Below are 22,904 nucleotides of genomic sequence, written 5' to 3' on the forward strand. Positions count from 1 at the left end.
GAATCAAACGGGTTCGCGCGTTCGGCGGTAGTGCCGCCGCGCGCGTTCCCGGTTGCCGCAGTCCTCCGCCCGGCACCACCGGCGGGAGTGGTTGCGGGTGCTGTCGATGAACAGCCACGCACACCCGCGGCCCGCGCACTGGCGGATGTGCGCGGTGTCGGGGGAGCGGAGCAGTTCGTCGGTCAGCAGCACCAGCGCCGGGAGGATGTCCGCCGGCGTCTCGACCGGTATCGACCAGCGCACCGGCAGGGATGGTTCGGCCTTCGCGCGCGTGTGCGCGGAGGCGAGCAGGTCGCCGAATCGATCGAGGTCTGTCTGTTTGGGCTGCCCGTCGGCGAGCAGGTCGTAGACGAGTTCTCGCAGCTCACGCACTTCGGGGAGGACGGCGCTCAGGTCGCCTTCGGGCACACCGAGGCCGGTTCGCGTCAGCCAGTCCGCGAAGAAGCCGGGCAGTTCCGTCCGGTCCAGCCGTCGTGGCGGGTCGCCGCGCCACGACACCGTGTTGACCAGGTCGAGCGCGATGTGCCCGCCCGCGAGGTCGTACCCGCGCCAGCTGTCCGCCATGACGGCCAGCCTAATCTCTCATGGCCTAACTAGCTTTAGCCTGTTAGGTTGGAGATATGACCTTGACGACGAGCGGTTACGCCGCCGGCATCCGGGTCGGTGCTGGTTTCGCCCCGGCCACCGCGGTGCTCGGCCTGACCTTCGGCGCGCTCACCCAGACGCTCGGGTGGGGCGTGTTGGCGCCCATCGCCGCCTCCGTGCTGGTGTTCTCCGGTTCCGCGCAGTTCGCGCTGGCCGCGGCGCTGGCCGGGGGTGGCGGCCTCGGCGTGGCGGTCGGCGCGGCCGCGTTGATCAACGCGCGTTTCCTGCCGATGGGCGTGGCCGCGGCCGGTGCCTTCAAGGGCGGCAGGCTGCGGCGGGCGCTGGAGGGGCAGGCCGTGGTGGACGCGTCGTGGGCCGCCGCGCACCTCGGTGGTGGCCGGTTCGACCGGGAGAAGATGATCGGCGGCACGCTGGTGCAGTTCCCGGCCTGGGTGCTCGGCACGGTGGCGGGCGTGCTGGTCGCGCCGCCCGCGGACGTGGTGCACCGGTTCGGCCTGGACGTGGTGTTCCCCGGCTTCTTCCTGTTGTTGCTGATCGACGAGCTGCGCAAGGAACCCGCGGCCCGCGCGGTGGCGGCCTTGGCGGCGGCGCTGGCCGCCGGGCTGGTGCTGGTACTGCCGGTCGGCCTGGCCATCGTCGGCTCCGCCGCGGCCGCCCTGCTCGGCCTACGCGCGCGACGGGCGGCGACATGACCACGATCGTGGCGGCGCTGTTCGACTCGCGCAGGCGAGCTGGTGGCGGCGTGAGCGCGGCCGCTGCCGCGCCGCTTGGCCTGCGAGCGACGGGTGGCGGCATGACCGCAGCCGCGCTCGGCCGGGGCACACGATGGGTGGCGACATGAGCACGCTGTGGGTGAGCATCCTCCTGGTGGCCGCGGTCAGCGTGGCCATCAAGGCAGCCGGTCCGGCGCTGCTCGGCGATCGCGAGCTGCCACCGTGGGCCGCGGCGGTGATCGCCGCGCTGGCCCCGGCGTTGCTGGCCGGGCTGGTGATCACCGACGTGGCCGGTCCCGCCTGGGGCGACTTCGACTGGCGGCTGTGCGCGGGCCTGGGCGTGGCGGCCGGGGCCTACGCCTTCCGGCTGCCCGCGCTGCCATCGATCGCGCTGGCGGTGGTGGTCACCGCGGGGTTGCGCTTCCTGGTGTGATCCCATCACCCGAGAGGCCGGTCCCAATGAACGGACCTGGCCCACTAGCATGACCGATATGACCTCGGTGGTGGAAAGGCTGCGCGGCAACGAAACCGTGTTCTCGGTGGAGTTCTTCCCGCCACGCGACGACGCCGACGAGGCCATTCTGTGGCGGTCGATCCGCGAGCTGGAGGGCTTCGACCCGGCGTACATGTCGATCACCTACGGCGCCGGCGGCACCAGCCGCGACGGCACCATCCGCAGCATCGCCAGGGTGGCCACCGAGACCACGCTGGTGCCGATGGCGCACCTGACCGCGGTCAACCACTCGGTGGCCGAACTACGCAACGTGATCGGCTGGTACGCCGCGGTCGGCGTGCGCAACGTGCTCGCGCTGCGCGGCGACCCGCCCGGTGACCCGTACGGCGAGTGGATCGCGCACCCCGACGGGCTGAACTACGCCGAGGAACTGGTCTCGCTGGTCCGCTCGCTCGGTGACTTCTGCGTCGGTGTGTCCGCCTTCCCGTACGGCCACCCGCGCTCGGCCGATCTGGAGACCGACACCCGTCACCTGGTGCGCAAGTTCAACGCGGGCGCCGATTTCGCCATCGCCCAGTTGTTCTTCGAAGCGGAGGACTTCCTGCGCCTGCGCGACCGCGTCGCCGCCGCCGGTTCGGACGCGCTGATGATCCCCGGCATCATGCCGCTGACCACCCCGCGAACGCTCCGCAAGACCATCGAGCTGTCAGGAGCCGCCGCGCCGAAGCGCCTGCTGGACCGGCTGTCCCCGCTCGAGGACGATGCCGCCGCCTTCCGCGCCGAGGGGCTCGACGTGGTCACCGAACTGTGCGAGCGGCTGATCGCCGAAGGCGTGCCGGACCTGCACTTCTACACCTTCAACCGGTCCAAGGCCACGCGCGAGGTGGTGAGCAGGCTCGGCCTGATCCCGGCACGCGCGTAAACGGGTGCCGGTGGCCGATGTGGCCAGGTAGCGTGCGGCCATGGTTTCCACTGAACAGGGCGTGCACGCGATCTGCGACCGCTACGTCGACGACCTCGCCGCCGCAGATCCGGTCGCCGCGACGGTGTACGGAATCGCCGGGCACGACGACAAGCTGACCGACTACTCGCCCGCCGGGCACGCCGCCCGCGCGACGCTGGCCCGCCGCGCGCTGGAGGCGGTCGAGGCCGCCGAACCCGCCGACGACGGCGAGCGCGCGGCGAAGGCGGTCTTCTGCGAGCGGATCGGGCTGGAGTTGGAGATCCACGAAGCCGGGCTGGACCTGTCCGCGCTGAACGTGATCGCGAGCCCGGTGCAGGACCTGCGCATGGTCTTCGACCTGATGCCCACCGAGACCGCCGAGGACTGGCGGGTCATCGCCACCCGGATGGCCGCGGTGCCCGAATGCCTCGACGGGCTGCGCTCCTCGTTGCTGACCGCGGCCGACGCCGGGCGGGTGGCCGCGCTGCGGCAGGTCAGCAAAGTCGCCGAGCAGGCGGAAACCTGGGCCGGGCTGCACGGCAAGAAGGGCTACTTCAGCACCCTGATCGAGGGCGCGCCGGAACGCACGCCGGAGCTGGAGCGCGGGGCGCGGCTCGCCGAGGAGGCGTACGCGGAACTCGCCGGTTTCCTCCGCGCCGAACTGGCGCCGCTGGCCCCGACCAAGGACGCCGTCGGCGAAGAGGTCTACCAGCTGTGGTCGCGGTACTTCGTCGGCGCGCGGCTGGACCTTCAGGAGTCCTACGCCTGGGGCTGCGCGGAATTCCTGCGCCTGGAAGCCGAAATGCGCGAAGTCGCCGAGCGGATCAAGCCGGGTGGCACGCTGGCCGAGGCGGCCGCCGCGCTCGACGCCGACGAGCGCTACCGCGTGCACGGCCGCGACGCCTTCGAGCGGTGGATGCAGAACCTGTCCGACGAGGCGTTGAAGTCCTTGCGGGGCAAGCACTTCGAGATTCCCGACGCGCTGATGGCGCTGGAGTGCAAGATCGCGCCGCCCGGTGGCGGGGTCGGGGCGTACTACACCTCGCCGAGCGAGGACTTCAGCCGTCCCGGGCGCATGTGGTGGTCGCTGCCCGCGGACAAGAACGAGTTCACCACCTGGCGCGAGGTGAGCACCGTCTACCACGAGGGCGCGCCGGGACACCACCTGCAGATCGCCACCGCGGTGTACCAGTCGGCCTCGCTGAACAAGTACCAGCGCATGGTCGCCTTCACCTCGGGGCACGCCGAGGGCTGGGCGCTCTACACCGAGCGGCTGATGCAGGACCTCGGTTACCTGGACGACAACGGGGACCTGCTCGGCATGCTGTCGGAGCAGCTTTTCCGCGCGGCACGGGTGATCGTGGACATCGGCATGCACCTGGAGTTGGAGATCCCGGACGAGCTGGACTTCCACCGGGGTGAGCGCTGGACGCCGGAGCTGGGCCTGGAGTTCATGCTGAACCGGACCATCACCGACGCGGCGCACGTGTACGACGAGATCGACCGGTACCTCGGCTGGCCGGGGCAGGCGCCGTCGTACAAGCTCGGCGAGCGGCTGTGGCTGGCCGCCCGTGAGGAAGCGCGCGAGCGCAAGGGGGATTCCTTCGACATCAAGGAGTTCCACACCAAGGCGCTCGCACTCGGCGGCATGGGCCTGGACACCCTCCGCGAGCAACTGGCCCAGCTCGACTGAGCCGTTGGTGCCGTGAATGTGGCTATCACAGCGTTTCCGAGCGCCGGGAAAGCCACATTCACGGCGGCCACTCCGGTTCCCCGGTCGTTGCCGCCAGTGCTTCGGTGAGTGCCTGCACCGGGCGCGGCAGCGGCGGTTTTCCATAGGTGGCAACAAAAATGCGTCGCTGGTGGTTCGCGAGCCGGTCCGCCCGCACCGCCGCGTTCCGGTTCGCCAGCAACGCCAGCCCCGGTAGCGTGCTCACCCCGAGCCCGGCGGCGACCAGCGCCTGCACGGCCACGTAGTCGTCCGTTTCGAAGGTGATCTCCGGCCGGAAACCGGCTTCCCCGCACGCGTCCACCAGGTGCGCCCGGCACCGCGGGCAGCCGGCGATCCACCGTTCCCCGGCGTAGGTGCCCAGTTCCGCGCGCGGTCCGGTCCATTCGCGACTCGCCGGGGTCACCGCGTACAGCGGTTCCTCCAGCAGCGGGGTCAGCCGCACGTTCCGCAGGTCCGGGACCTCGGCTGCCGGGCCGTGCTCGAAGACCAGCGCGACGTCGGCGTCCCCGTTGCGCAACGCGGTCAGCGCTTCCGGGGGCTCGGCCTCGGTGAGCGCGAGGTCGATGCCGGGGTGTTCGGCCGCCAGCCACGCGGCCGCCGCGGGCACCAGCGTCGCCAGCGCGGTCGGGAAGGCCGCCAGCCGCACGCGTCCCGTGTGCAACCCGGCGTGCGCGGCCAGTTCCGCCCGCACCGACTCGACCTGTCCCAGGATTTCCTCGGCCCGCCGCACCAGCAGTTCTCCGGCTTCGGTGAGCCGGACACCGCGCCCGGCTCGTTGCAGCAGCGGCAGTCCAGCCTCCGCCTCCAGCCGCGCGAGGTGGTGGCTCACCGAGGGCTGGGCGTAGTGCAGCGCGTCGGCGGCCGCGGTCACCGAGCCTTCCCTGGCGACCGCCACCAGCACCCGCAGCCGGACGAGATCGAGCACGGACCCAACTATAGATCTCATCGATGATTTGTTGACAAATTTCCATTGGACCTATGTGTCACCCGCTGCGACGGTGGTGGACATGCTGCCGACCATCACCGACGCGCTCCGGGCGCGACGGCTCCTGCGTCCCCTGCTCGCGCCGACCCCGCTGTCGACCTATCCCGCGCTGGATGCGGCCACCGGCGCGAAGGTGTACGTCAAGCACGAGAACGTCCAGCCCACCGGCGCGTTCAAGGTGCGTGGCGGCCTCAACCTGCTCGCCACGCTCGACCCGGCGGAACGCGCTCGCGGCGTGCTCGGTTATTCGACCGGCAACCACGCGCAGTCGCTCGCCTACGCCGCCGCCCACCACGGTGTGCCCTGCACGATCGTCATGCCGGAGAAGTCGAACCCGGCCAAGGCGCGAGCCGTGCGGGACCTCGGCGCCGAGCTGATCGAGTACGGCGAACGGTTCGACGAGGCCCGCGCGCACGCCGAACGAGTCGCCGCCGAGCGCGGCACGCGGCTGGTCAGCGCGGCCAACGAGCCGGCGATCATCGCCGGGGTCGCCACTGCCTACCTGGAGCTTTTCGAAGCCGAACCCGGGCTCGACGTGGTGCTCGTCCCGGTCGGCAGCGGCACCGGGGCGGCCGCGGCCGCACTGGTCGCGGCGGCACTGGCCCCGGACTGCGAGGTGATCGCCGTGCAGTCGGCGGCGGCACCGGCCGCGCACGACTCCTGGCGCACGGGCGAACTGGTGGAACGGCCCAACCGGACCGTGGCCGAAGGACTGGCGACCGGCTCCGGATTCGCGCTGACCCAGCGGCTCCTGCGCGATCGGCTGGCCGACTTCCTGCTGGTCGAAGACGAGCAGATCGGCGAGGCGCAACGCCTCTGCCTGCGGGCCGCGCACACCGTGGCCGAGGGCGCGGGCGCCGCCGCGCCGGCCGCACTGCTGGCGCACCGGGACCGGTTCGCCGGGCGGTCGGTCGCGGTGATCTGCAGCGGGGGCAACGCAGGTGAGGCCGAACTCAATCGGATGGGCCGCGCGGCGCCGATCGGGTAGGTTCACCCGCATGCACCGGGTCTTCCTCGTCACCCCACCCCCGCGCTCCTGAGCGGGGCGCTGCCGGCCGGTCGGTGATCGACACCGACCGGCGTTCTCGTGCTGTCGACGAACAAAACGCCCCGCACGTCGGAATTCCTTCACTTCTTCGACGTTGGAGCGTGTTCTTCTTGTCCATTTCCGTAGTCGCGCCCGCGAAAGATCGAGCCGTCGGCGCATTGATTACCGCGGGTGTTCTCTGGGGCACGGGCGGTCTCGCCGGGTCCTTTCTCACGGCGCAGGGAAATCTGCACCCACTGGCGGTGGCCGGCTGCCGGCTGTTGTTCGGCGGGCTGTGCGCCATTTTGTACCTGGCGGTGACCGGTCAATTGCGGGCAGTGCCGCGCGGGCGCGCGGTACTGGTGCGGTTGCTGGTCGTCGGCGTGCTGCTCGCGGTGTTCCAGGTGAGCTATTTCGCGTCGGTGGCACTGACCTCGGTCAGCCTGGCCACGATGACCACGATCGGCAGCGTGCCGGTGTTCGTCGCGGTGGCCACCACCATCCGGGACCGGCGGCTGCCCGCCCCGGCCACGCTGGCCGCGGTGGTCATCGCGCTGGCCGGGCTGGTGCTGCTCACCTCGTCATCGGATGGCGCGGCCGGCGGCGGCAGGCTGTTCGGCGGCCTCGCCTGCGCACTGGCCGCCGGAGCCGGTTTCGCCGTGCTGACCCTGGCCAACTCCCGGCCGGTGGCCGGGCTGGAACCGTTGCCCACCATCGCTTTCGGCTGCCTGACCGGGGGCGTGCTGCTGCTGCCGCTGAGCCTCGGTTCGGTGCTGTCGGCGGACTGGCGGCCCGAGGTGGTGGCCGTGGCGTTGTTCCTGGCGGTGTGCCCGACCGCGGTGGCCTACGCGGCCTACTTCCGCGGCCTGCGCACCGCGCACCCGGTGGTGGCGGCGCTGGCCGCATTGCTGGAACCGCTGGTCGCCGCCCTGCTGGCGGCCCTGCTGCTCGGTGAGCGGCTGGGCCTGACCGGCTGGTGCGGGGCCGCGCTGCTGGTCGGCGCGCTCGGCGTGGCTTCGGTCCGCCAGCAGCGGGGTTGAGTGGGGCCGGGGCCCGGCCGCCGGTCCGGGCCCCGGTCAGCGCCGGAGCTGTCGAACCTGGATGGCGAGTGAGTGCAGGGCTCGGCTCAGCCGGTCCTCTCGGTCGAGCGACTGCCGGGAGGTCTCCGGCTCGCGGCGGCGCCGGTTCGCCGTGCCGAGCACGAGCATCGGCCTGGTGAATTGCTCGGGCATCTCTCTCCTCGGGGGTATAGCGCGGCAATTCGATTCGCCCAACGAGTCGTCGCGCTGCCGCCCGACGTTACACACCGCGGCGCGAAAGCGGATATCTCGCCGAATGCCGGGAGAGGCGTCCTTGAAATTCTGTCGAACAGAAACAATGTTCAATCAGGGTTGGGGCGGGTCCAGCGGCAGCGTCCGGCCGAGAATGGCGAAGGCACGCGGATCACCCGCGAAGTAGTAGTCCCGCAGCACGTCGACAAAACCGACCCGGCGGTAGAGCTTCCACGCCCGGCTGGTGCCCTCCGGCGTGGACAACAGCACCCTGGTGTTCTCCACCCCGTCGAGCAGGCGGCGCAACAGGTCCTCGCCGATGCCCGCGCCCTGCTGGTCCGGTCGCACGTGGATCTCGGTCAGCTCGAAGTAGTCACCGAGCCAGTGGCGCGCGGCGTCCTGGCCGTCGCGCTGCAGCAGGCCGCGCCGCACCTGCTCGTGCCACCACTGCCCGACGCTGCCCCGGTAGCCGTAGGCGAGCCCGAGCAGCCTGTCCTCCTCGTCCAGTGCGGCGATGCAGCGCCAGCCCTCGCGCAGGGCGTGGGTCAGCCACATCGGCGCGCGCTGCTCGGCCGTGCCGTCGGGGTAGCGCATGGCGCTGACGTAGATGTCGAGCGCTTCGGGGAGCCGCGCCCGGAACTCCGCCTGCGAAAGGCGGGCGAACCGGGTGTAGCCGGAAGAGGTCGCGGTCACGGGTGTGCATTCTCCCGCGCGCCGGCCAGCGCGCCCGCGCGACCCCCGGTGAGCGCGAGCAGTTCCGCGTAGGTGGTGGGGAAGACCGCTTTCGCGTGCCCGGCGGCGGCCCAGACCACCTCGTGGTCCAGCAAAGCGGTGTCCACCAGCGTGGTCAGCTTCGCCGGGTGGCCGACCGGCGCGACGCCGCCGATGACCTGGCCGGTGTGCTGCTTGACGAAGGCGGGATCGGCCTTGCCGACGGCCGTGGCGCCGGACAGTTCGGCGAGGGTGGCCACGTCGGCGCGGTGGGCACCGGAGGTCAGCGCGAGCAGCGGCCCTTCACCGTCGGCGAAGGTGGCGCGGAAGACCAGGCTGTTGGCGATGGCGCCGACCGCCACCCCGAGCGCTTCGGCGGCCTGCGCCGCGGTGCGGACCTCGGCGGGCAGCACCCGGATGCCCTCGGCGGCGTGCGGGAGACCGGCTTCGGCGAGTGCGGCCGCCACCTTGGCGGTCGCGGGGTGTTCGGTGCTCATGGCTCCATCAGATCACGAGCAACGGTGCCCGCGCAGCGCCCATACCCCGCCCCACTTGGCGAATCGCCCCCGAGGGGTTACTGTGGAGTTCGAACATACGTTCGACGCTCGGTGGGCGCCCGCCGAGCAGGTGCCCGGCGGCGGGGCGGGGGAAGCGTTTCGTCGCCGGGTACCGCACCGGCCCGGCCCCACCGGGAAAGAAAGGCTGTCGTTATGTCCCCAGCGATCACTTCACGAGTGTGCGCCGCGCAGACGATGCTGCCGATGTCCCTGCGACCGCCGGCCCCGCCGGCGGCGGTTTCGCTGCTCGCCAGGGCCCGGCGGGCGCTGACCGAGGCGAGCCGCGAGACCGAGCCCGCCGAGCGGTTCATGGCCGCCTACCTCTCCGCGCACAAGTCGGCCGCCGCGGTGGTCGCCGCGCGTGGCCGCCCGCACCGCGGTCGCGCCAGACCGGCCAGCGTGTGGGTGCTGCTGGAGGCAGCCATGCCCGAGCTGAAGGAGTGGGCGCTGTTCTTCGCCGCCAACTCCGCGACGCAGGCCGCCCTGCTCTCGGGCACCAGCCGGCGGCCGAGCGCGGAGACCGCGGACGAGCTGTTCGAGCAGAGCGCGCAGTTCCTCGAGCTGGCCCGCCAGGCTGTGCACGGGAGCAGTTGATGTGGCGGCACGACCTCGTCGATCCCGGCCGGTTGCTGGACGTGATCGCTACCGAGGGCGAGTCGCTGAGCGAGCTAGGGCGCGCGACCGCGCCGGAAGCGCCGGTGCCCTCCTGTCCCGGCTTCACCACGGACGGGCTGCTGCGCCACGTGGGCAGCGTCTGCCGGGTGGTGACCGGGCGGCTGGAGGATGGTGAGCCGCCTGAGCACTGGCAGCGTGATCCGGCCGAAGGCCAGTCGACCGAGGAGTACCTGCGCACCGGGCTGCGGGAGCTGCACGCCCGGCTGGTCGCCCATCCGCCCGCCGAATGGGCGTCCACTTGGTGGCCCGCCGACGAGAGCTACCACTTCTGGCGGCGCCGGATGGCGCACGAGACCACGGTGCACCGGGTCGACCTGGAGGAGGCGGCGGGCCGGGAGCGCGGCCACATCGGTGAGGATCTCGCCCTCGACGGCGTGGACGAGGTACTCACGTTGTGGTTCGGGCACCGGCTCTTCCAGCTGGGCCTGTCGGGCACCAGAGAGGGCTCGGTCGCGGTGCGTACCGGGGACCACAGCTGGTTCGCCAGAGCCGGGCCGGGGGAGACGCACGCGTGGCGCTGCACCGAGGAAGAGGCCGATCGAGCCGATGCCCAGGTCAGCGGCCCGCCGGTGACGGTCTACCTCTGGCTGTGGGGCCGCCTGCCGAACCGCGCGGTAACCCAACAGGGCGACTTCGACGCGATCGCCCAACTATGGGCTCTACTGCGCCTGGCCACCCGATAACCGATCCATGGGGAAGTGGATCAGTTTTTCGGACGGACCCATGCGGTGCGGGCGGATCGTCCACGTACCACCAGTACACGGACGATCCGCTCCGCGTCGCACCGCGCGGCTTGCCGAGCCCTTCAGGCAGGCGCCACCGAATGCCCCCCTCGGGGCGCCCTCAAGCTGCAGTCGCACCGAGGCCTGCCTTGGCTGGAATGTGCGGGTCGGGCGGCATGCCGAGTGGCGTGCTGCTGGGGCCGAGGCCCCAGCCACGGCCGCGCTCATCGCGCTGGAATCCAGCCCAGCCGGGGATGCCGGTCGAGCAAGCTTGCCGGGTGGCGTGTGGCCGTGGGGAGGAGGCCGGTGAACGGGGGCTTGAGGGCGCGCCTAGGTTGGTGTCATGACGCTGAAAGCGGTGGTGTTCGCAGTGGCGCACCCACGGGCGGTGGCCGGGTTTTGGGCGTCCTTTGTGGACTGGCCGATCACGGTGGATCGTCCCGGGCGGGTTGAGCTTGCCTCGGCCGCGGCCGGATTCTCCCTGGCCTTCGAGGAAACGGCGGCGCCGAAGACGGTGAAGAACCGGATCCATCTGGACCTGGCCAGTTCCTCCGCCGCGGCTCAGAAGTCCATTGTGGACAAGGCGCTGTCGTTGGGCGCCGCCCGGGTGGACATCGGCCAGGGTGAGCTGCCGTGGGAGGTGCTCGCCGACCCGGCGGGCAACGAATTCTGCGTTCTCGAACCCCGGCCGGAGTACGCCGAAACCGGGGTACTGGCCGCCGTGGTGATCGACGCGGGGCCGGTCGAGCCCGCCGCCTTCGAACGGCTGGCGGAGTTCTGGTCGGGCACTTCGGGCTGGCCGATCGGCCGTCGCCACCCGGTGGCGATCGGGCTGCGCGCGCCCAGTGGTGTCGGTCCCTGGCTGGAGGTGCTGCGCGCCGGGGACGCCAAGCAGGCCGAGGACAGGGTGTGGCTCGAAGTGACCGGTCCCGCGCCCGGCGGGCGCCAGGATCCCGACGGCCACGACTTCCGGGTTGTTTCCCCCGGGTGACCGGCTGCGCGCATCAGCTGACAAGGCCGAAACACCCGCGCCCCCGACCGGCAACAACCGGGGCGGACCGTGGGGTGATGGACATGGGCCGAACGCGCACCACCACCGCTACGGGCACCACCGTGGAAACCGCGACCACCTGGCGGTTGCGGGTCCGGATGGACGACAGCCCCGGCACGCTGGCCAGGGTCACCATCCGGCTGGCCGATCTCGGTTGCAACATCCTGGGCCTGCAGGTCATGCCGGTCCCCGGCGGAGTGGTCGACGAGCTGGTGATCCGCCCGGCCCCCGGCCTCACCCGCGCGGAACTGATCGAAGCCCTCGCCGCCGAAGGGGGTGAATGCGCCGGGGTCACCGACGCCGACGTGCACGAGCTGGTGGATCCCGCCGCCACCGCGCTGGCCGCCGCGGGCCGCGCCGTCGACGATCCGGCCAAGCTGGCCGAGGTGCTGCGCGAGGTGCTCGCCGCGGACGTGGTCACCCTGGTGCCGTCGAACGAGGCCAACCCGGCACGCACCGAGGGCGGCCACCGCCGGGTCTTCCCGGCCGGTGCGGACGGCGCACTGGTCGCCCGCCGCAGCTGGGCGCCGTTCGTGCAGCTGGAGATCACCCGCGCGGAGGCCATGCTCGGCCTGCTCGCCGCGGTGCGGGCGAATCTGTCCGGGCCGGCCGTGGTGACCTGCGGCGACGGCGCCATGGTGGTGCTGCGCCCCGGCCTGCCCGCCGACACCGACGCCGTGTTCGCGCTGCACACGCGGTGCTCGATGGGCACCATGTTCCACCGCTACCACACCGGCATGCGCACGGTGCCGCGTCGCTGGCTGCACCGGTTGCTGATGCCGCCGCGCGGGCTGAGCCTGCTCGCCGTCGCCGGCCGCGAGGTGGTCGCGCTCGGCCAGCTGATCCCGTCGGCCACCGGCGGCGCTCCCGAGGTGTCCCTGCTGGTGGAGGACGGCTGGCAGCGACAGGGCCTCGGCACCGCGCTGCTCGGCCGGCTGGCCGAACTGGGTGCCGCCGCCGGATACCGCGAGCTGGTCGCCGTCTGCCTCCCTGGGCAGGATGCCGTCCGCCGGGCCGCGCAGCGCGCTGGGCTGCGGGTGCCCGCCCCGGATGCGCCGGAAGGCTTGCTCCGCATCGAAATCCCCTGAAGAGGCCTCCGGCGCTCAAGGGGGGAGGAAGCGCCGGAGGCCGCAGTTCAGCCTAGGGGCGCCTGCTGTCGTCTCGCTGTCACAAACCCCGTCGCCGCTGACCGGGCGGTCAGCGGCGCGACCAGAACCAGTCCTTGCCCCTGGCCTCGCCCAGCGCCTTCTTTTTGCGTTCCTTGGTGAGCCGATCGAGGTAGAGCAGTCCGTCCAGGTGATCGGTCTCGTGCTGCAGGCACTGCGCGAGCACCCCGTCGCCCTCCACCACGATCGGCTCGTTGCGCAGGTCGACGCCCTTGACCACGGCGTGCTTCGCCCGCACGGTCGGGAACCACAACTCCGGCACGGAGAGGCAGCCCTCGGTGATCTCGTGCGTCTCCTCGGAGAGTTCCACGATCTCCGGATTGATCACGTAGCCCTTGAGCGTCTCCACGTCGTAGCTGAACACCCGCAGGTTCACCCCGATCTGCGGGGCGGCGAGCCCGGCCCGGCCGGGCGCGTCCACGGTGTCCAGCAGGTCGGTCACCAGCGATTCGATGGACTTGTCGAACCGGGTGACCGGATCGCTGACCGTCTTGAGCACCGGATCACCGAAGTACCGCAGTTCCCGCAACGCCATGAAAATCCATTCCTTCGCTAGGCCCCAGCTTTCCCCGCAGTTTAGGAGACCTTCAGGCCCGCAACCGCAGACCCTTCGGTGTCGCGCGGAATCCGGCTTCCCGCAGGATTTCGGCCAGTGCGGAGGTCAGCGCGTGCTCGCCGTCGGCCCGCTGCACCGACAACTGCCCGAGCCAGCCCGACCGCACCGCCGTGGACAACGCCTCCGCCGCGGCCCGCAACGACGGCTCCGCTTCGGTGAACGACAGCAGTGAGCGCCCGCCGCGTTCCACGTACAGCACCGGCACCCCGTCGACCAGCACCGCGAGCGCCCCGGCCTTGCGGGCCGGGCGGTGCTTGGTGTCACCCACCGCGGCGGGCCAGTCGAGCGCGGCGCCGTACGGCTGGGCCGGATCGGTGGCCGCCAGCACCACCGCGCCGGTGGCCGCGCGCCCGCCCGCGTTGTCGGACATCGCGCGCAACCGGTCCACCGCGCCCTTCGCCGCGAACTGGGCCGCGCCGAGCCCTTCCACCACGTACCCCCGGATGACCTGCCCGGAGTCCTCCATTCCGCGCAACACCTTGTAGATCCCGGAAAACCCGCCGGTGACCCGTTCGGTATCGAGTGCGCCCCTGGTGAGCACGCCGTGCCGTTCGAGGAAGGCCTCGGTCCGCGCGTGCGTGCGCCGTGTGGGTTCGGCCTCCCGGTTCGGCGTGAGTCCCCAGCGCCCGGCGACCGTCGGCGGGCCGGTGCGCGAGGGCATCGCCGGTCGTGCCGCGCGCATCCGGGCGTACCGGCCGCGCGGGGCCGACCGCCGTGGTTTGTGCGCGGCTCCCGCGCCGGAGACGTGGGCCCGCAACGGGGCGAGCGTGTCGCCGGTGACCAGGCCCGCCCACACCAGTTCCCACAGCGCTGTCACCACGTCGCCGTCGGCGGGCGGCGCGTCCACCAGTACCGAGATCCGGTCCACCAGCTGACGGAAGAACAGCGCGCCACCATCCAAAGTGGACAGAATGGCGGCGTGCAGCGGGCCGTCCGGCGGATTCTCCTCCACCTCGGGCAGCAGCAGGTCCGCCACGTCGGCCGGGGCGAGTGCCAGCCACCCGTCACTGCCCGGCAGCGTGCCGCACCCGGCCCAGACCACCTCGCCCGCGGTGGTCAGCTCGTCGAGCAGGGCCGGGTGGTAGCCCGGCAGCCTGCTGGGCAGGATCAGCGATTCCACCGCACTGGCCGGCAACGGCGCACCGGCCAGCTGTTCCACCACCGACAGCACGTCGTCCGCGGTCGGCGCCGACCGCATCCGCGCCCCGACGCCGTGCCACGCGGGCAGGAACCGGCCCAGCGCGGCGGGCTCCACCGGCTCGACCTCCGCGCGCAGCTTCGCCAGCGAGGCCCGCCGCAACCGCCGAAGCACCGCCGAATCGCAGTACTCCAGCCCGAGGTCGTGCGGCTCCCGCTCGCCGGAATGGCCGACCGGGCTCAGCTCCCCGCGCACCAGCTTGCCTTCGGCGGTGAGCCGGTCGAGCACGCCGGTCACCACGGCGGGCCCCAGCCCGAACCGCTCGGCCGCCTGCCGCGCGGTGAACGGACCGCGCGTGCGGGCGTACCGGATGAGCAGCCCGCCCAGCGGATCCGGCACCGGCTCGGTGAACGCCTCCGGCACCCCGACCGGCAACGCCGCGCCGAGCGCGTCCCGGACCCGGCCCGCGTCCTCGATGGCCAGGAACCGTTCCACACCGGCGATCCGCACCCGGATCGCCCGCCGCGCCGACTCCAGTTCCGCCAGCCATTCCGGCCGGATGCCGCGCTGCCCGGCTTCCTCGACGGACAGGTCACCGAGGAACCGCAGCAGATCGGCGGCGTCCTCGGCGTGCCGGGCGTGCCGATCCTCGTCGAGCCGTTGCAACGAGCGCTCGACTTCGGCGACGGTCTCCGCGTCGAGCAGTTCGCGGATCGCTTCGGTGCCCAGTAGTTCCGCCAGCAGGGTGGAATCCAGTGACAGCGCCGCGGCCCGCCGCTCGGCCAGCGGCGCGTCCGTCTCGTACAGGAACATGCCGACGTAACCGAAGAGCAGGCTGCGCGCGAACGGCGAGGGCGACGGTGTCTCGACCTCGACCACCCGCACCTTGCGGGCCCGCACGTCCGACATCAGTTCGCGCAGCCCGCCGACGTCGTACACGTCCTGCAGGCACTCGCGCATGGCTTCGAGCACCACCGGGAAGCGCTCGTACTTCGCCGCCACCGACAACAGTTGCGACGCCCGCTGCCGCTGCTGCCACAACGGACTCCGCCGTCGCGGATCACGCCGGGGGAGCAGCAGCGACCGCGCCGCGCACTCCCGGAACCGGGCGGCGAACAACGCCGAACCGCCCACCTCGGCGATGATCAGCTGCTCGACCTCCTCCGGGTCGAGCAGCACGTCGTCCACCTCGACCCGGACGTCGCCGCCCTCGGCGTCGAGCGCGTCCGGCAACCGCAGCACGATGCCGTCGTCGGAGTGCGCCACCTGCGCGTCCACCCCGCGGTTCTCCCTCAGCCGCGCGGCGATCGCCAGTGCCCACGGTGCGTTCACCTGGGCGCCGAACGGGGAGTGCAGGATGACCCGCCAGTCGCCCAGCTCGTCGCGGTAACGCTCGAGCAGCACCGTGCGGTCGTTCGGCACGTGGCGGGTGGCCGATCGCTGCTCGGCGAGATAGGCCAGCAGGTTGCCGGTGGCGAACTCGTCCAGCCCGGCCTTCCCGGCCCGCTCGCGTGCCGCCTCATCATCCAAAGTGGACACCTCGCGGACGAAGGCGCCCAGTGCCCGCCCCAGTTCCAGCGGCCGTCCCTGCGCATCCCCCTTCCAGAACGGCATGCGGGCCGGTTCCCCCGGTGCGGGCACCACGATCACCCTGTCGTGCGTGATGTCGGTGATCCGCCAGGAGGACGTGCCCAGCAGGATCGTGTCGCCCACCCGCGACTCGTAGACCATTTCCTCGTCCAGCTCGCCCACCCGCGAGCCCGCCTTGCCCTCGGCGCCCGGGGTCATCACGGTGAACAGCCCGCGATCCGGGATCGTGCCGCCGGAGGTGACCGCCAGCCGCTGCGCCCCCGGCCGCCCGCGCAGTTCACCGGTGACCCTGTCCCAGGTGATCCGCGGCCGCAGCTCGCCGAACTCCTCGCTGGGGTAGCGCCCGGCGAGCATGTCCAGCACGGCGTGCAGCGCGTCGTCCGGCAGCCCGGCGAACGGCGCCGCGCGGCGGACCAGGCCGGCCACCTCGTCCACCGTCCACGGCTCCAGCGCGACCATCGCCACCACCTGCTGGGCCAGCACGTCCAGCGGGTTGCGCGGATACCGCACCGCCTCGATCGCCCCGGCCGCCATCCGCTCCGCGACCACCGCGCAGGAGACCAGGTCACCGCGGAACTTCGGGAACATCACCCCGCTGGAGACCGCGCCAACCTGGTGCCCGGCGCGGCCGACCCGCTGCAGCCCGGAAGCCACCGTCGGCGGCGCCTCGATCTGCACCACCAGGTCCACCGCGCCCATGTCGATGCCCAGCTCCAGCGAGGAAGTCGCCACCACGCACGGCAACCGGCCGGACTTCAGCTCCTCTTCGACGTGGGTGCGCTGCTCCCGCGACATCGAGCCGTGGTGCGCCCGCGCGACCACCGGCTCGGCCCCGGTGGACAGCCCGGACTCACCGATCGCCTCGGCCGGGTACCGCTGCCCCGGCTGCAGCTCGGAGCCGATTTCGGTGGCCAGTTCGTTCAACCGCGAGGTGAGCCGCTCGGTCAGCCGCCGCGAGTTCGCGAACACGATGGTCGAGCGGTGCGCCCGGATCAGCGCCAGCACCCGTTCCTCCACCGCGGGCCAGATCGACGGCCGCCGGACCTCCTCCGGCGGCTCCAGCTCGCCCTCCATCGGGAACGGCGGCGCGGCCTCCGGTTCACGCGACTCCCGTGGCGCGTCCAGGTCGGCCATGTCCTCGACCGGCACCTCGACCCGGACCTCGATGGTCTTGGCCAGCTTCGGCTGCACCACCCGCACCGGCCGCCCGCCGCCGAGGAAGGCGCTGACCTCGTCGAGCGGGCGGACCGTGGCCGACAACCCGATCCGCTGCGCCGGTTTCGGCAGCAGCGCGTCCAGCCGCTCCAGCGAAAGCGCCAGATGCGCCCCGCGCTTGCCGCCCGCCACCGCGTGCACCTCGTCGACGATCACCGTCTCCACCCCGCGCAGCGACTCCCGCGCCGACGAGGTGAGGATGAGGAACAGCGACTCCGGCGTGGTGACCAGGATGTCCGGCGGGGTGCGCTGGAACGACCGGCGCTCGGCGGCGGTGGTGTCGCCGGTGCGCATGCCGACCTCGATCTCCGGCGGCCGGAGCCCGAGCCGCCGCGAAGCCTGGGAGATGCCGGCCAGCGGGGCCCGCAGGTTGCGCTGCACGTCGACGGCGAGCGCTTTGAGCGGCGAGACGTAGAGGACCCGGCAGCGGTGCAGCGCGCTCTCCGGCGGCGGCTCCACGGTCAGCCGGTCCAGTGCCCACAGGAAGGCGGACAGCGTCTTGCCCGAGCCGGTCGGCGCGACCACCAGCGCGTGCTCGCCGGCGTGTGCCGCTCGCCACGCTCCCTCCTGAGCCCCGGTGGGTTCGGCGAAGGCCCCCGCGAACCAGTCCCTGGTCGCGGGGGAGAAGAGGTCCAGCACTCCGGTCACGTTCTCCATCTTGCGCCGGGGGTCCGACAATTTCGCCTCGGGGAATCTGACGGGTGGGCATACGCGCCGGTGGCTGACGTGGGAACATCACCGCGTTCGTCCCGCTGAGGGGCTTGGAGAGGGGAGAGTCGTGCGGATCCTGTCGGTGGACCTCGGGACCTCGAACACGGTGGCCGTGCTGTCCGCACACGGACGCGCACCCCGCGTGGTCGAAGTGGACGGTTCGGCGAACATGCCGTCGGCGGTCTTCGCCGGCGAGGACGGCACGCTGATGGTGGGCCGCGACGCCGAACGCCGCGCCCGCCTGGACCCGACCCGGTTCGAGCCCAACCCCAAGCGCCGCGTGGACGAGCAGACCCTGTTGCTGGGCAACGACATCGTGCCGGTCAGCGAGGCGCTGGCGGCGATCCTGCGCCGGGTGCTCGACGAGACCTCCCGCCAGCTCGGCGGCGAACAGCCAGACGAGGTCCGGCTGACCCACCCCGCGCAGTGGGGCCCGGTCCGCCGCAACGTCCTGCTCTCCGCCGCGCGGCTGGCCGGCATGGGGACGAACCTGTCGCTGGTGCCGGAGCCGGTGGCCGCCGCCGCGCACTTCGCCTCCTTCCCCGGCAAGACGCTGGCCCCCGGCCAGGCGCTCGCCGTCTACGACCTGGGCGCGGGCACCTTCGACGTCGCCGTGGTCGGCGCCACCCAGAACGGCTTCACCGTGCTCGCTGAGGACGGCCTGCCCGACCTCGGTGGCCTCGACGTGGACCAGGCGCTGCTGGTGCACGTCGGCCGTGAGGTCTCGCACAAGGACCCGCAGCGCTGGCAGCGGCTGCTCCGCCCGGAGTCCACACCGGACCGGCGCACCCGGCGCGCGCTGCAGGAGGACGTGAAGGCGGCCAAGGAGGCGCTGTCGCGGCACCCGCAGACCGAGGTGCCGATGCCGGAGCCGTTCGCCGACGTGCTGGTCACCCGCTCCGAATTGGAGGCGCTGGTCCGGCCCGCGATGCTGCGCAGCGTCGAGCTGCTCTCGCGCACCGTGCGCTCGGCCGGGCTGTCACCCGACCGGCTGGTCGGCATCTACCTGGTCGGCGGGTCCTCCCGGCTCCCGCTGGTCGGCAGCATGATCGCGGAGAAGCTGGGCGTGGTCCCGGCGAGCCTCGACCAGCCGGAGACCGCGGTCGCGCTCGGTGCGCACCACGTCGCCCGCGACGGCATCAGCATGCGCACCCAGCACGTCGAAGGTCATCTGGCGGCCAACGGCACCGGCGCCCACACGGTGACGCCCGGACTGCCGGGGCCCCCGCCGCCGCAGCCGGTGCCCGCGATGCCTGGGCCGTACCAGCAGCAGGGCGCGCCGGCGCCGAACTTCCCGTCGAACTTCCCGCCCAGCGGCCCGCAGCAGGCGCTCGGCGGTCAGCAGCAGGCCCCGTCGAACTTCCCGACCTACTCGCTGGCCGGGCCGGGCGAGAGCGGGGACGCGGCGGCCAAGAAGAAGAAAAAGCTGGTCATCGGCATCTCCGCGGCGGTGGCCGTGGTGCTGGTCGCGGCCGCGGCGTTCTTCTTCTGGCCTTCGGGCTCGGCGAAGACCTACACCGCCCAGGAGTGCGCGCAGCCGGGGCAGGCCGACGGCTCCGACGGGCTGACCGGCTGCATGCGGCAGCTGGCCGGGCACGTGGCCGACAACGGGCAGTGCTCACCCGGCATCCGCGGCGCGGCCGCTCCGCCGGACGTGGCCGCGCTCGGCGTCGCGGTCACCTGCTCGGCGCCCGGCCGGGCGGGCACGCAGATCAACTACGTGCACGCCAAGGACACCGACCTGGTCAAGCAGCACACCGACGCGCTGCTGAACACCGCTGGCGGCGGCGACAGCGACAAGGTCGAGGCGGACTGGAAGGGCAACGGCCTGCAGGGCCGCTACACCTCGGCGAGCAGCCCGGCCACCTCGGTGCTGGTCTTCACCGTCAGCGACCGGCCGCTGGTCGGCTTCATCTACCAGGTCAACGACCAGAGCCAGCCGAACCCGCCGGGGCCGTCGGATCTGGCGGACTACTTCGAGCAGCAGGTTCAGCCGGGCGAGTGAACCCGCTCAGCGCCTGCGGTTGTTGCGCAGGGCGCGCAGGCCGACCACGATGACCGCGACCAGCGCCGCGGCCGAAGCGATGGCCAGCGCGGTACCGCCCCACGCGGGCATCTCCTGGGCCAGGTTCATGTGTTCACGGTACCGCTGTCTACGCTGGGCGCGATGCGTATCACGGTGTTCCGGCGGATGATGACGGACGAGTTCGGCGCGGCCAGGGCGGCGACCCTGAGCAAGGACCACCTGTTCAGCGGGCTCGGCGGGCGGACGGTGGAGCAGGCGCTGGCCGCCGGGGTGCCGGCCAAGCAGATCTGGCAGGAGGTCTGCGCCGCCTTCGAGATCCCCGCCGAACGCAGGTGAACCAACCACCGGGGCGTGTCGGTGTCAACCTCGAACACGTGTTCGGCTATGGTGTTGTCCACAACGCGATGGTCGATCCACAGATCGCGGCCAGTGCCCGGAATTGTCGGACCCGGCCCGTAGCGTCGGCATCGACAACCTGACCGCCCGGCACCAGCCACAGGCAAGCCAGCCGGAAACCGGCTCCGACCAACGAGGTGGAACCCCATGCCAGCAGCACCGGACAAGGACAAGGCGCTCGAACTCGCCCTGGCGCAGATCGACAAGCAGTACGGCAAGGGCTCGGTGATGCGCCTCGGTGACGAGGGCCGCGCGCCGATCGCGGTGATCCCCACCGGTGCCATCGCGCTGGACATCGCGCTCGGCATCGGCGGCCTGCCGCGCGGCCGCGTGGTGGAGATCTACGGCCCGGAATCCTCCGGTAAGACCACGGTCGCCCTGCACGCGGTGGCCAACGCGCAGCGCAACGGCGGCATCGCCGCGTTCGTCGACGCCGAGCACGCGCTGGACCCGGAGTACGCCAAGGCGCTGGGCGTGGACACCGACGCGCTGCTGGTGTCCCAGCCGGACACCGGTGAGCAGGCGCTGGAGATCGCGGACATGCTGATCCGCTCCGGCGCGCTGGACATCCTGGTCATCGACTCGGTGGCCGCGCTGGTGCCCCGCGCCGAGATCGAGGGCGAGATGGGTGACTCGCACGTGGGTCTGCAGGCCCGCCTGATGAGCCAGGCGCTGCGGAAGCTCACCGGTGCGCTGAGCAACTCCGGCACCACCGCGGTCTTCATCAACCAGCTGCGTGAGAAGGTCGGCGTGATGTTCGGCTCGCCGGAGACCACCACCGGTGGCAAGGCGCTGAAGTTCTACGCCTCGGTCCGCCTCGACGTGCGCCGCATCGAGACGCTGAAGGACGGCGGCGAGCCGGTCGGCAACCGCACCCGCGTCAAGGTGGTCAAGAACAAGGTCGCGCCGCCGTTCAAGCAGGCCGAGTTCGACATCCTCTACGGCAAGGGTGTTTCCCGCGAGGGCTCGCTCATCGACATGGGCGTGGACCAGGGCATGGTCCGCAAGTCGGGTGCCTGGTACACCTACGAGGGCGACCAGCTGGGGCAGGGCAAGGAGAACGCCCGCAAGTTCCTGCTGGACAACCCGGACATCGCCAACGAGATCGAGAAGAAGATCAAGGAGAAGCTCGGTATCGGCGCCCAGGTCGACGCCGAAGACGCCGTCGCCCCCGCCCCGGTCGACTTCTGATCCTTGCCGCTAGCCGATCGACACCCGCCCAAACCACGACGATTTGGGTGGGCTGCCCTTCGCGGGTGCTCCGGCCAAGAGGTGACGTCCTCGCCGAGGAACACGGTGTCGCCGCACGTTCTTGACCGCGCCGTCGAGGAACCGGGCGCCGTGCGCGGTGGCCCAGTCGGCCATGGTCCTGGCGCCGGACGGGATGCCGGAGCCCGGGAAATCGAGTAGGAGAGCAGTGCCGAGGCTGAATCCCGAGGAGCTGTCGCCGGAGGAGCGGGCGAAGAAGGCCAAGGAGGTCTGCTTCGACCTGCTCGCCGCACGACCCCGCACCAAGGACGAACTGCGGCAGGCGTTGCGCCGCAAGGGTTTCGACGAGGACACACGCGAGACCATTCTCGGCAAGCTGGACAACGCCGGCTTGGTCGACGACGAGGCCTTCGCCGAGGTGTGGGTGCGTTCGCGGCACAACCACCAGGGCCTGGCCCGCAACGCGCTGGTCGCCGAACTGAAGCGCAAGGGCGTGGACGCGGAGATCGCGGTGCAGGCCGCCGGGGAAGTGGACCGGGAAGCCGAGGAGCAGAAGGCGCGGGAGTTGGTGCGCAAACGCCTGCGCTCACTGGGAAACGTGGACGAGCAGACGGCCATCCGCCGCCTGCTCGGCACCCTCGCCCGCAAGGGGTATCCCCAGGGCCTGGCCTACACCGTCATCCGCGACGAACTCCGCGAATTCGGCGCCGAACCCACCACCCTGCCCGACTACGTCCCAGACTGACCCGCGTGCCCGCCGGGCCCGGGCTCCGCACCCGTCCCGGCCTTCCGAGCCACCTCGAACCGCCTCGCGGCGACTCGATTTCCGAGCCGCCAGTGAGCCGCTCTGCGGGTCCGGGTTCGCTACGCGCCTCTGAGCGGTTCTGCGATGCTTGGGTGCGGCTTCAATCCGACCGTCGTCGAACGCGCGTCGGCGTTCATGAGCGGGGCGTCCAGATCGAGCTCGGCGGACCACGCACCTTCGACCTCGTTCCGGGCCGCCCCGAGTCAGGCACCCAGTGCGCGGAGCTTGGCCATTCGGCCCACCGGTGTGTCGAAGGGGCCCATCACCACGGCACCACCCAGCGAGGGGGCGAGGTCAACCGCCGCGGTTATGTCTGCGACGGAGAAGTAGACGTGCCACTGGTTCGCGACCGCACCTTCGGGCGGAGCGCTCACACCGGCGACATCCGCGCCGACGGCCATCCGGCCGAATTCCAGCACATCGAACGCTGGCCGGAGCAGGTCGCCGCCGAAGTAGGTGTTCCGCCGTGACTCCGAACCCGAAGCCACGGCGGCCACCTCCGAGCCGTTCCTCAGCGCCATCGCGGACTCCCTCGTCGGCTCGGCGTGCTGGAGCCAACCTGCCCCCGCCGGCGCACCCGCGGCG

23 protein-coding genes are annotated in these 22,904 nt (G+C 71.9%); 14 read left to right on the plus strand and 9 right to left on the minus strand.

Features of this window, described 5'->3' with window-relative positions:
* Positions 1–3: 3 nt before the first annotated feature.
* On the minus strand, positions 4–564 hold the full coding sequence (locus tag YIM_RS12910) for a CGNR zinc finger domain-containing protein (RefSeq protein WP_153030582.1): 561 nt from the start codon (positions 562–564) through the stop codon (positions 4–6).
* 56 nt (positions 565–620) lie between these two features.
* Between YIM_RS12910 and YIM_RS12915 the strand changes: the two genes are divergently transcribed.
* From YIM_RS12915 to YIM_RS12930, 4 genes are all read left to right on the plus strand, one after another.
* A complete protein-coding gene (locus tag YIM_RS12915; protein WP_153030583.1) occupies positions 621–1,298 on the plus strand; it encodes an AzlC family ABC transporter permease in 678 nt (225 codons plus the stop codon).
* 145 nt (positions 1,299–1,443) lie between these two features.
* A complete protein-coding gene (locus YIM_RS12920) occupies positions 1,444–1,752 on the plus strand; it encodes an AzlD domain-containing protein (protein WP_153030584.1) in 309 nt (102 codons plus the stop codon).
* Positions 1,753–1,810: 58 nt separating this feature from the next.
* Positions 1,811–2,695, plus strand: a complete 885-nt coding sequence (locus YIM_RS12925; protein ID WP_153030585.1) for a methylenetetrahydrofolate reductase — start codon at positions 1,811–1,813, stop codon at positions 2,693–2,695.
* 40 nt (positions 2,696–2,735) lie between these two features.
* A complete protein-coding gene (locus tag YIM_RS12930; protein ID WP_153030586.1) occupies positions 2,736–4,409 on the plus strand; it encodes a DUF885 domain-containing protein in 1,674 nt (557 codons plus the stop codon).
* 58 nt (positions 4,410–4,467) lie between these two features.
* On the opposite strand, the gene YIM_RS12935 is transcribed toward YIM_RS12930, so the two are convergent.
* Entirely contained in the window at positions 4,468–5,373 is a 906-nt protein-coding gene (locus tag YIM_RS12935) for a LysR family transcriptional regulator (protein WP_153030587.1), read from the minus strand.
* Positions 5,374–5,455: 82 nt separating this feature from the next.
* Here YIM_RS12935 and YIM_RS12940 point away from each other — a divergent pair, with 82 nt between their 5' ends.
* Together YIM_RS12940 and YIM_RS12945 are read left to right on the plus strand one after the other, a co-directional pair.
* Positions 5,456–6,421 carry a threonine/serine dehydratase gene (locus tag YIM_RS12940; RefSeq protein ID WP_153030588.1) on the plus strand — a complete coding sequence of 322 codons (966 nt, stop codon included), beginning with the start codon at positions 5,456–5,458 and terminating at the stop codon, positions 6,419–6,421.
* A 176-nt stretch (positions 6,422–6,597) separates the two neighbouring features.
* Complete coding sequence (locus YIM_RS12945; RefSeq protein ID WP_153036951.1) at positions 6,598–7,500, plus strand: DMT family transporter; 903 nt, start codon at positions 6,598–6,600, stop codon at positions 7,498–7,500.
* Positions 7,501–7,536: 36 nt separating this feature from the next.
* On the opposite strand, the gene YIM_RS12950 is transcribed toward YIM_RS12945, so the two are convergent.
* The 3 genes from YIM_RS12950 to YIM_RS12960 form a co-directional block, all read right to left on the minus strand.
* Positions 7,537–7,692 carry a hypothetical protein gene (locus YIM_RS12950; protein ID WP_153030589.1) on the minus strand — a complete coding sequence of 52 codons (156 nt, stop codon included), beginning with the start codon at positions 7,690–7,692 and terminating at the stop codon, positions 7,537–7,539.
* Between the two features lie 153 nt (positions 7,693–7,845).
* Positions 7,846–8,424 carry an N-acetyltransferase gene (locus YIM_RS12955; RefSeq protein WP_153030590.1) on the minus strand — a complete coding sequence of 193 codons (579 nt, stop codon included), beginning with the start codon at positions 8,422–8,424 and terminating at the stop codon, positions 7,846–7,848.
* Complete coding sequence (locus YIM_RS12960; RefSeq protein ID WP_153030591.1) at positions 8,421–8,939, minus strand: YbaK/EbsC family protein; 519 nt, start codon at positions 8,937–8,939, stop codon at positions 8,421–8,423. The genes YIM_RS12955 and YIM_RS12960 overlap by 4 nt, the downstream gene beginning before the upstream one ends.
* Before the next feature lie 264 nt (positions 8,940–9,203).
* Here YIM_RS12960 and YIM_RS12965 point away from each other — a divergent pair, with 264 nt between their 5' ends.
* The 4 genes from YIM_RS12965 to YIM_RS12980 all read left to right on the plus strand — a co-directional run bounded on the left by YIM_RS12965 (position 9,204) and on the right by YIM_RS12980 (position 12,535).
* On the plus strand, positions 9,204–9,593 hold the full coding sequence (locus tag YIM_RS12965) for an SAV_6107 family HEPN domain-containing protein (protein ID WP_228004701.1): 390 nt from the start codon (positions 9,204–9,206) through the stop codon (positions 9,591–9,593).
* Complete coding sequence (locus YIM_RS12970) at positions 9,593–10,357, plus strand: maleylpyruvate isomerase family mycothiol-dependent enzyme (protein ID WP_153030593.1); 765 nt, start codon at positions 9,593–9,595, stop codon at positions 10,355–10,357. The genes YIM_RS12965 and YIM_RS12970 overlap by 1 nt, the downstream gene beginning before the upstream one ends.
* Positions 10,358–10,739: 382 nt before the next feature.
* Positions 10,740–11,387 (plus strand): VOC family protein, encoded by a 648-nt coding sequence (locus YIM_RS12975; RefSeq protein WP_153030594.1) that lies wholly within the window; start codon positions 10,740–10,742, stop codon positions 11,385–11,387.
* Positions 11,388–11,464: 77 nt separating this feature from the next.
* Positions 11,465–12,535, plus strand: a complete 1,071-nt coding sequence (locus tag YIM_RS12980; protein WP_370468987.1) for a GNAT family N-acetyltransferase — start codon at positions 11,465–11,467, stop codon at positions 12,533–12,535.
* A 109-nt stretch (positions 12,536–12,644) separates the two neighbouring features.
* Here the strand turns inward: YIM_RS12980 and def are convergent, their stop codons facing one another.
* Both def and YIM_RS12990 read right to left on the minus strand, forming a co-directional pair.
* Entirely contained in the window at positions 12,645–13,148 is a 504-nt protein-coding gene (gene def / locus YIM_RS12985) for a peptide deformylase (protein ID WP_153030596.1), read from the minus strand.
* 52 nt (positions 13,149–13,200) lie between these two features.
* Entirely contained in the window at positions 13,201–17,829 is a 4,629-nt protein-coding gene (locus YIM_RS12990) for an ATP-dependent helicase (protein ID WP_153036952.1), read from the minus strand.
* A gap of 121 nt (positions 17,830–17,950) precedes the next feature.
* Here YIM_RS12990 and YIM_RS12995 point away from each other — a divergent pair, with 121 nt between their 5' ends.
* On the plus strand, positions 17,951–19,888 hold the full coding sequence (locus YIM_RS12995; protein WP_153030597.1) for an Hsp70 family protein: 1,938 nt from the start codon (positions 17,951–17,953) through the stop codon (positions 19,886–19,888).
* Between the two features lie 6 nt (positions 19,889–19,894).
* On the opposite strand, the gene YIM_RS49640 is transcribed toward YIM_RS12995, so the two are convergent.
* The gene (locus YIM_RS49640; RefSeq protein WP_255462911.1) at positions 19,895–20,017 is read right to left on the minus strand and encodes a hypothetical protein; all 123 of its coding nucleotides are present in this window, start codon (positions 20,015–20,017) and stop codon (positions 19,895–19,897) included.
* A gap of 33 nt (positions 20,018–20,050) precedes the next feature.
* Here YIM_RS49640 and YIM_RS13000 point away from each other — a divergent pair, with 33 nt between their 5' ends.
* The 3 genes from YIM_RS13000 (at position 20,051) to YIM_RS13010 (ending at position 22,259) form a co-directional block, all read left to right on the plus strand.
* Positions 20,051–20,245, plus strand: a complete 195-nt coding sequence (locus YIM_RS13000) for a DUF3046 domain-containing protein (protein ID WP_153030598.1) — start codon at positions 20,051–20,053, stop codon at positions 20,243–20,245.
* Between the two features lie 207 nt (positions 20,246–20,452).
* The gene (gene recA / locus YIM_RS13005) at positions 20,453–21,496 is read left to right on the plus strand and encodes a recombinase RecA (protein ID WP_153030599.1); all 1,044 of its coding nucleotides are present in this window, start codon (positions 20,453–20,455) and stop codon (positions 21,494–21,496) included.
* Positions 21,497–21,731: 235 nt separating this feature from the next.
* Positions 21,732–22,259, plus strand: coding sequence for a regulatory protein RecX (locus tag YIM_RS13010; protein WP_153036953.1), 528 nt, complete (start codon positions 21,732–21,734; stop codon positions 22,257–22,259).
* 263 nt (positions 22,260–22,522) lie between these two features.
* On the opposite strand, the gene YIM_RS13015 is transcribed toward YIM_RS13010, so the two are convergent.
* Positions 22,523–22,840, minus strand: a complete 318-nt coding sequence (locus tag YIM_RS13015) for a hypothetical protein (RefSeq protein ID WP_153030600.1) — start codon at positions 22,838–22,840, stop codon at positions 22,523–22,525.
* Positions 22,841–22,904: the final 64 nt, after the last annotated feature.

This window comes from Amycolatopsis sp. YIM 10 (genome assembly GCF_009429145.1).
Classification (GTDB): Bacteria; Actinomycetota; Actinomycetes; order Mycobacteriales; family Pseudonocardiaceae; genus Amycolatopsis.

What these genes read in the sequence shown, in the direction of transcription:
- YIM_RS12910 (WP_153030582.1), bottom strand. Translation starts at nt 564, where the DNA reads ATGGCGGACAGCTGGCGCGGGTACGACCTCGCGGGCGGGCACATCGCG.
- YIM_RS12915 (WP_153030583.1), top strand. Translation starts at nt 621, where the DNA reads ATGACCTTGACGACGAGCGGTTACGCCGCCGGCATCCGGGTCGGTGCT.
- YIM_RS12920 (WP_153030584.1), top strand. Translation starts at nt 1,444, where the DNA reads ATGAGCACGCTGTGGGTGAGCATCCTCCTGGTGGCCGCGGTCAGCGTG.
- YIM_RS12925 (WP_153030585.1), top strand. Translation starts at nt 1,811, where the DNA reads ATGACCTCGGTGGTGGAAAGGCTGCGCGGCAACGAAACCGTGTTCTCG.
- YIM_RS12930 (WP_153030586.1), top strand. Translation starts at nt 2,736, where the DNA reads ATGGTTTCCACTGAACAGGGCGTGCACGCGATCTGCGACCGCTACGTC.
- YIM_RS12940 (WP_153030588.1), top strand. Translation starts at nt 5,456, where the DNA reads ATGCTGCCGACCATCACCGACGCGCTCCGGGCGCGACGGCTCCTGCGT.
- YIM_RS12950 (WP_153030589.1), bottom strand. Translation starts at nt 7,692, where the DNA reads ATGCCCGAGCAATTCACCAGGCCGATGCTCGTGCTCGGCACGGCGAAC.
- YIM_RS12960 (WP_153030591.1), bottom strand. Translation starts at nt 8,939, where the DNA reads ATGAGCACCGAACACCCCGCGACCGCCAAGGTGGCGGCCGCACTCGCC.
- YIM_RS12965 (WP_228004701.1), top strand. Translation starts at nt 9,204, where the DNA reads ATGTCCCTGCGACCGCCGGCCCCGCCGGCGGCGGTTTCGCTGCTCGCC.
- YIM_RS12970 (WP_153030593.1), top strand. Translation starts at nt 9,593, where the DNA reads ATGTGGCGGCACGACCTCGTCGATCCCGGCCGGTTGCTGGACGTGATC.
- YIM_RS12975 (WP_153030594.1), top strand. Translation starts at nt 10,740, where the DNA reads ATGACGCTGAAAGCGGTGGTGTTCGCAGTGGCGCACCCACGGGCGGTG.
- YIM_RS12980 (WP_370468987.1), top strand. Translation starts at nt 11,465, where the DNA reads ATGGACATGGGCCGAACGCGCACCACCACCGCTACGGGCACCACCGTG.
- def (WP_153030596.1), bottom strand. Translation starts at nt 13,148, where the DNA reads ATGGCGTTGCGGGAACTGCGGTACTTCGGTGATCCGGTGCTCAAGACG.
- YIM_RS12990 (WP_153036952.1), bottom strand. Translation starts at nt 17,829, where the DNA reads ATGGAGAACGTGACCGGAGTGCTGGACCTCTTCTCCCCCGCGACCAGG.
- YIM_RS49640 (WP_255462911.1), bottom strand. Translation starts at nt 20,017, where the DNA reads ATGAACCTGGCCCAGGAGATGCCCGCGTGGGGCGGTACCGCGCTGGCC.
- YIM_RS13000 (WP_153030598.1), top strand. Translation starts at nt 20,051, where the DNA reads ATGCGTATCACGGTGTTCCGGCGGATGATGACGGACGAGTTCGGCGCG.
- recA (WP_153030599.1), top strand. Translation starts at nt 20,453, where the DNA reads ATGCCAGCAGCACCGGACAAGGACAAGGCGCTCGAACTCGCCCTGGCG.
- YIM_RS13015 (WP_153030600.1), bottom strand. Translation starts at nt 22,840, where the DNA reads ATGGCGCTGAGGAACGGCTCGGAGGTGGCCGCCGTGGCTTCGGGTTCG.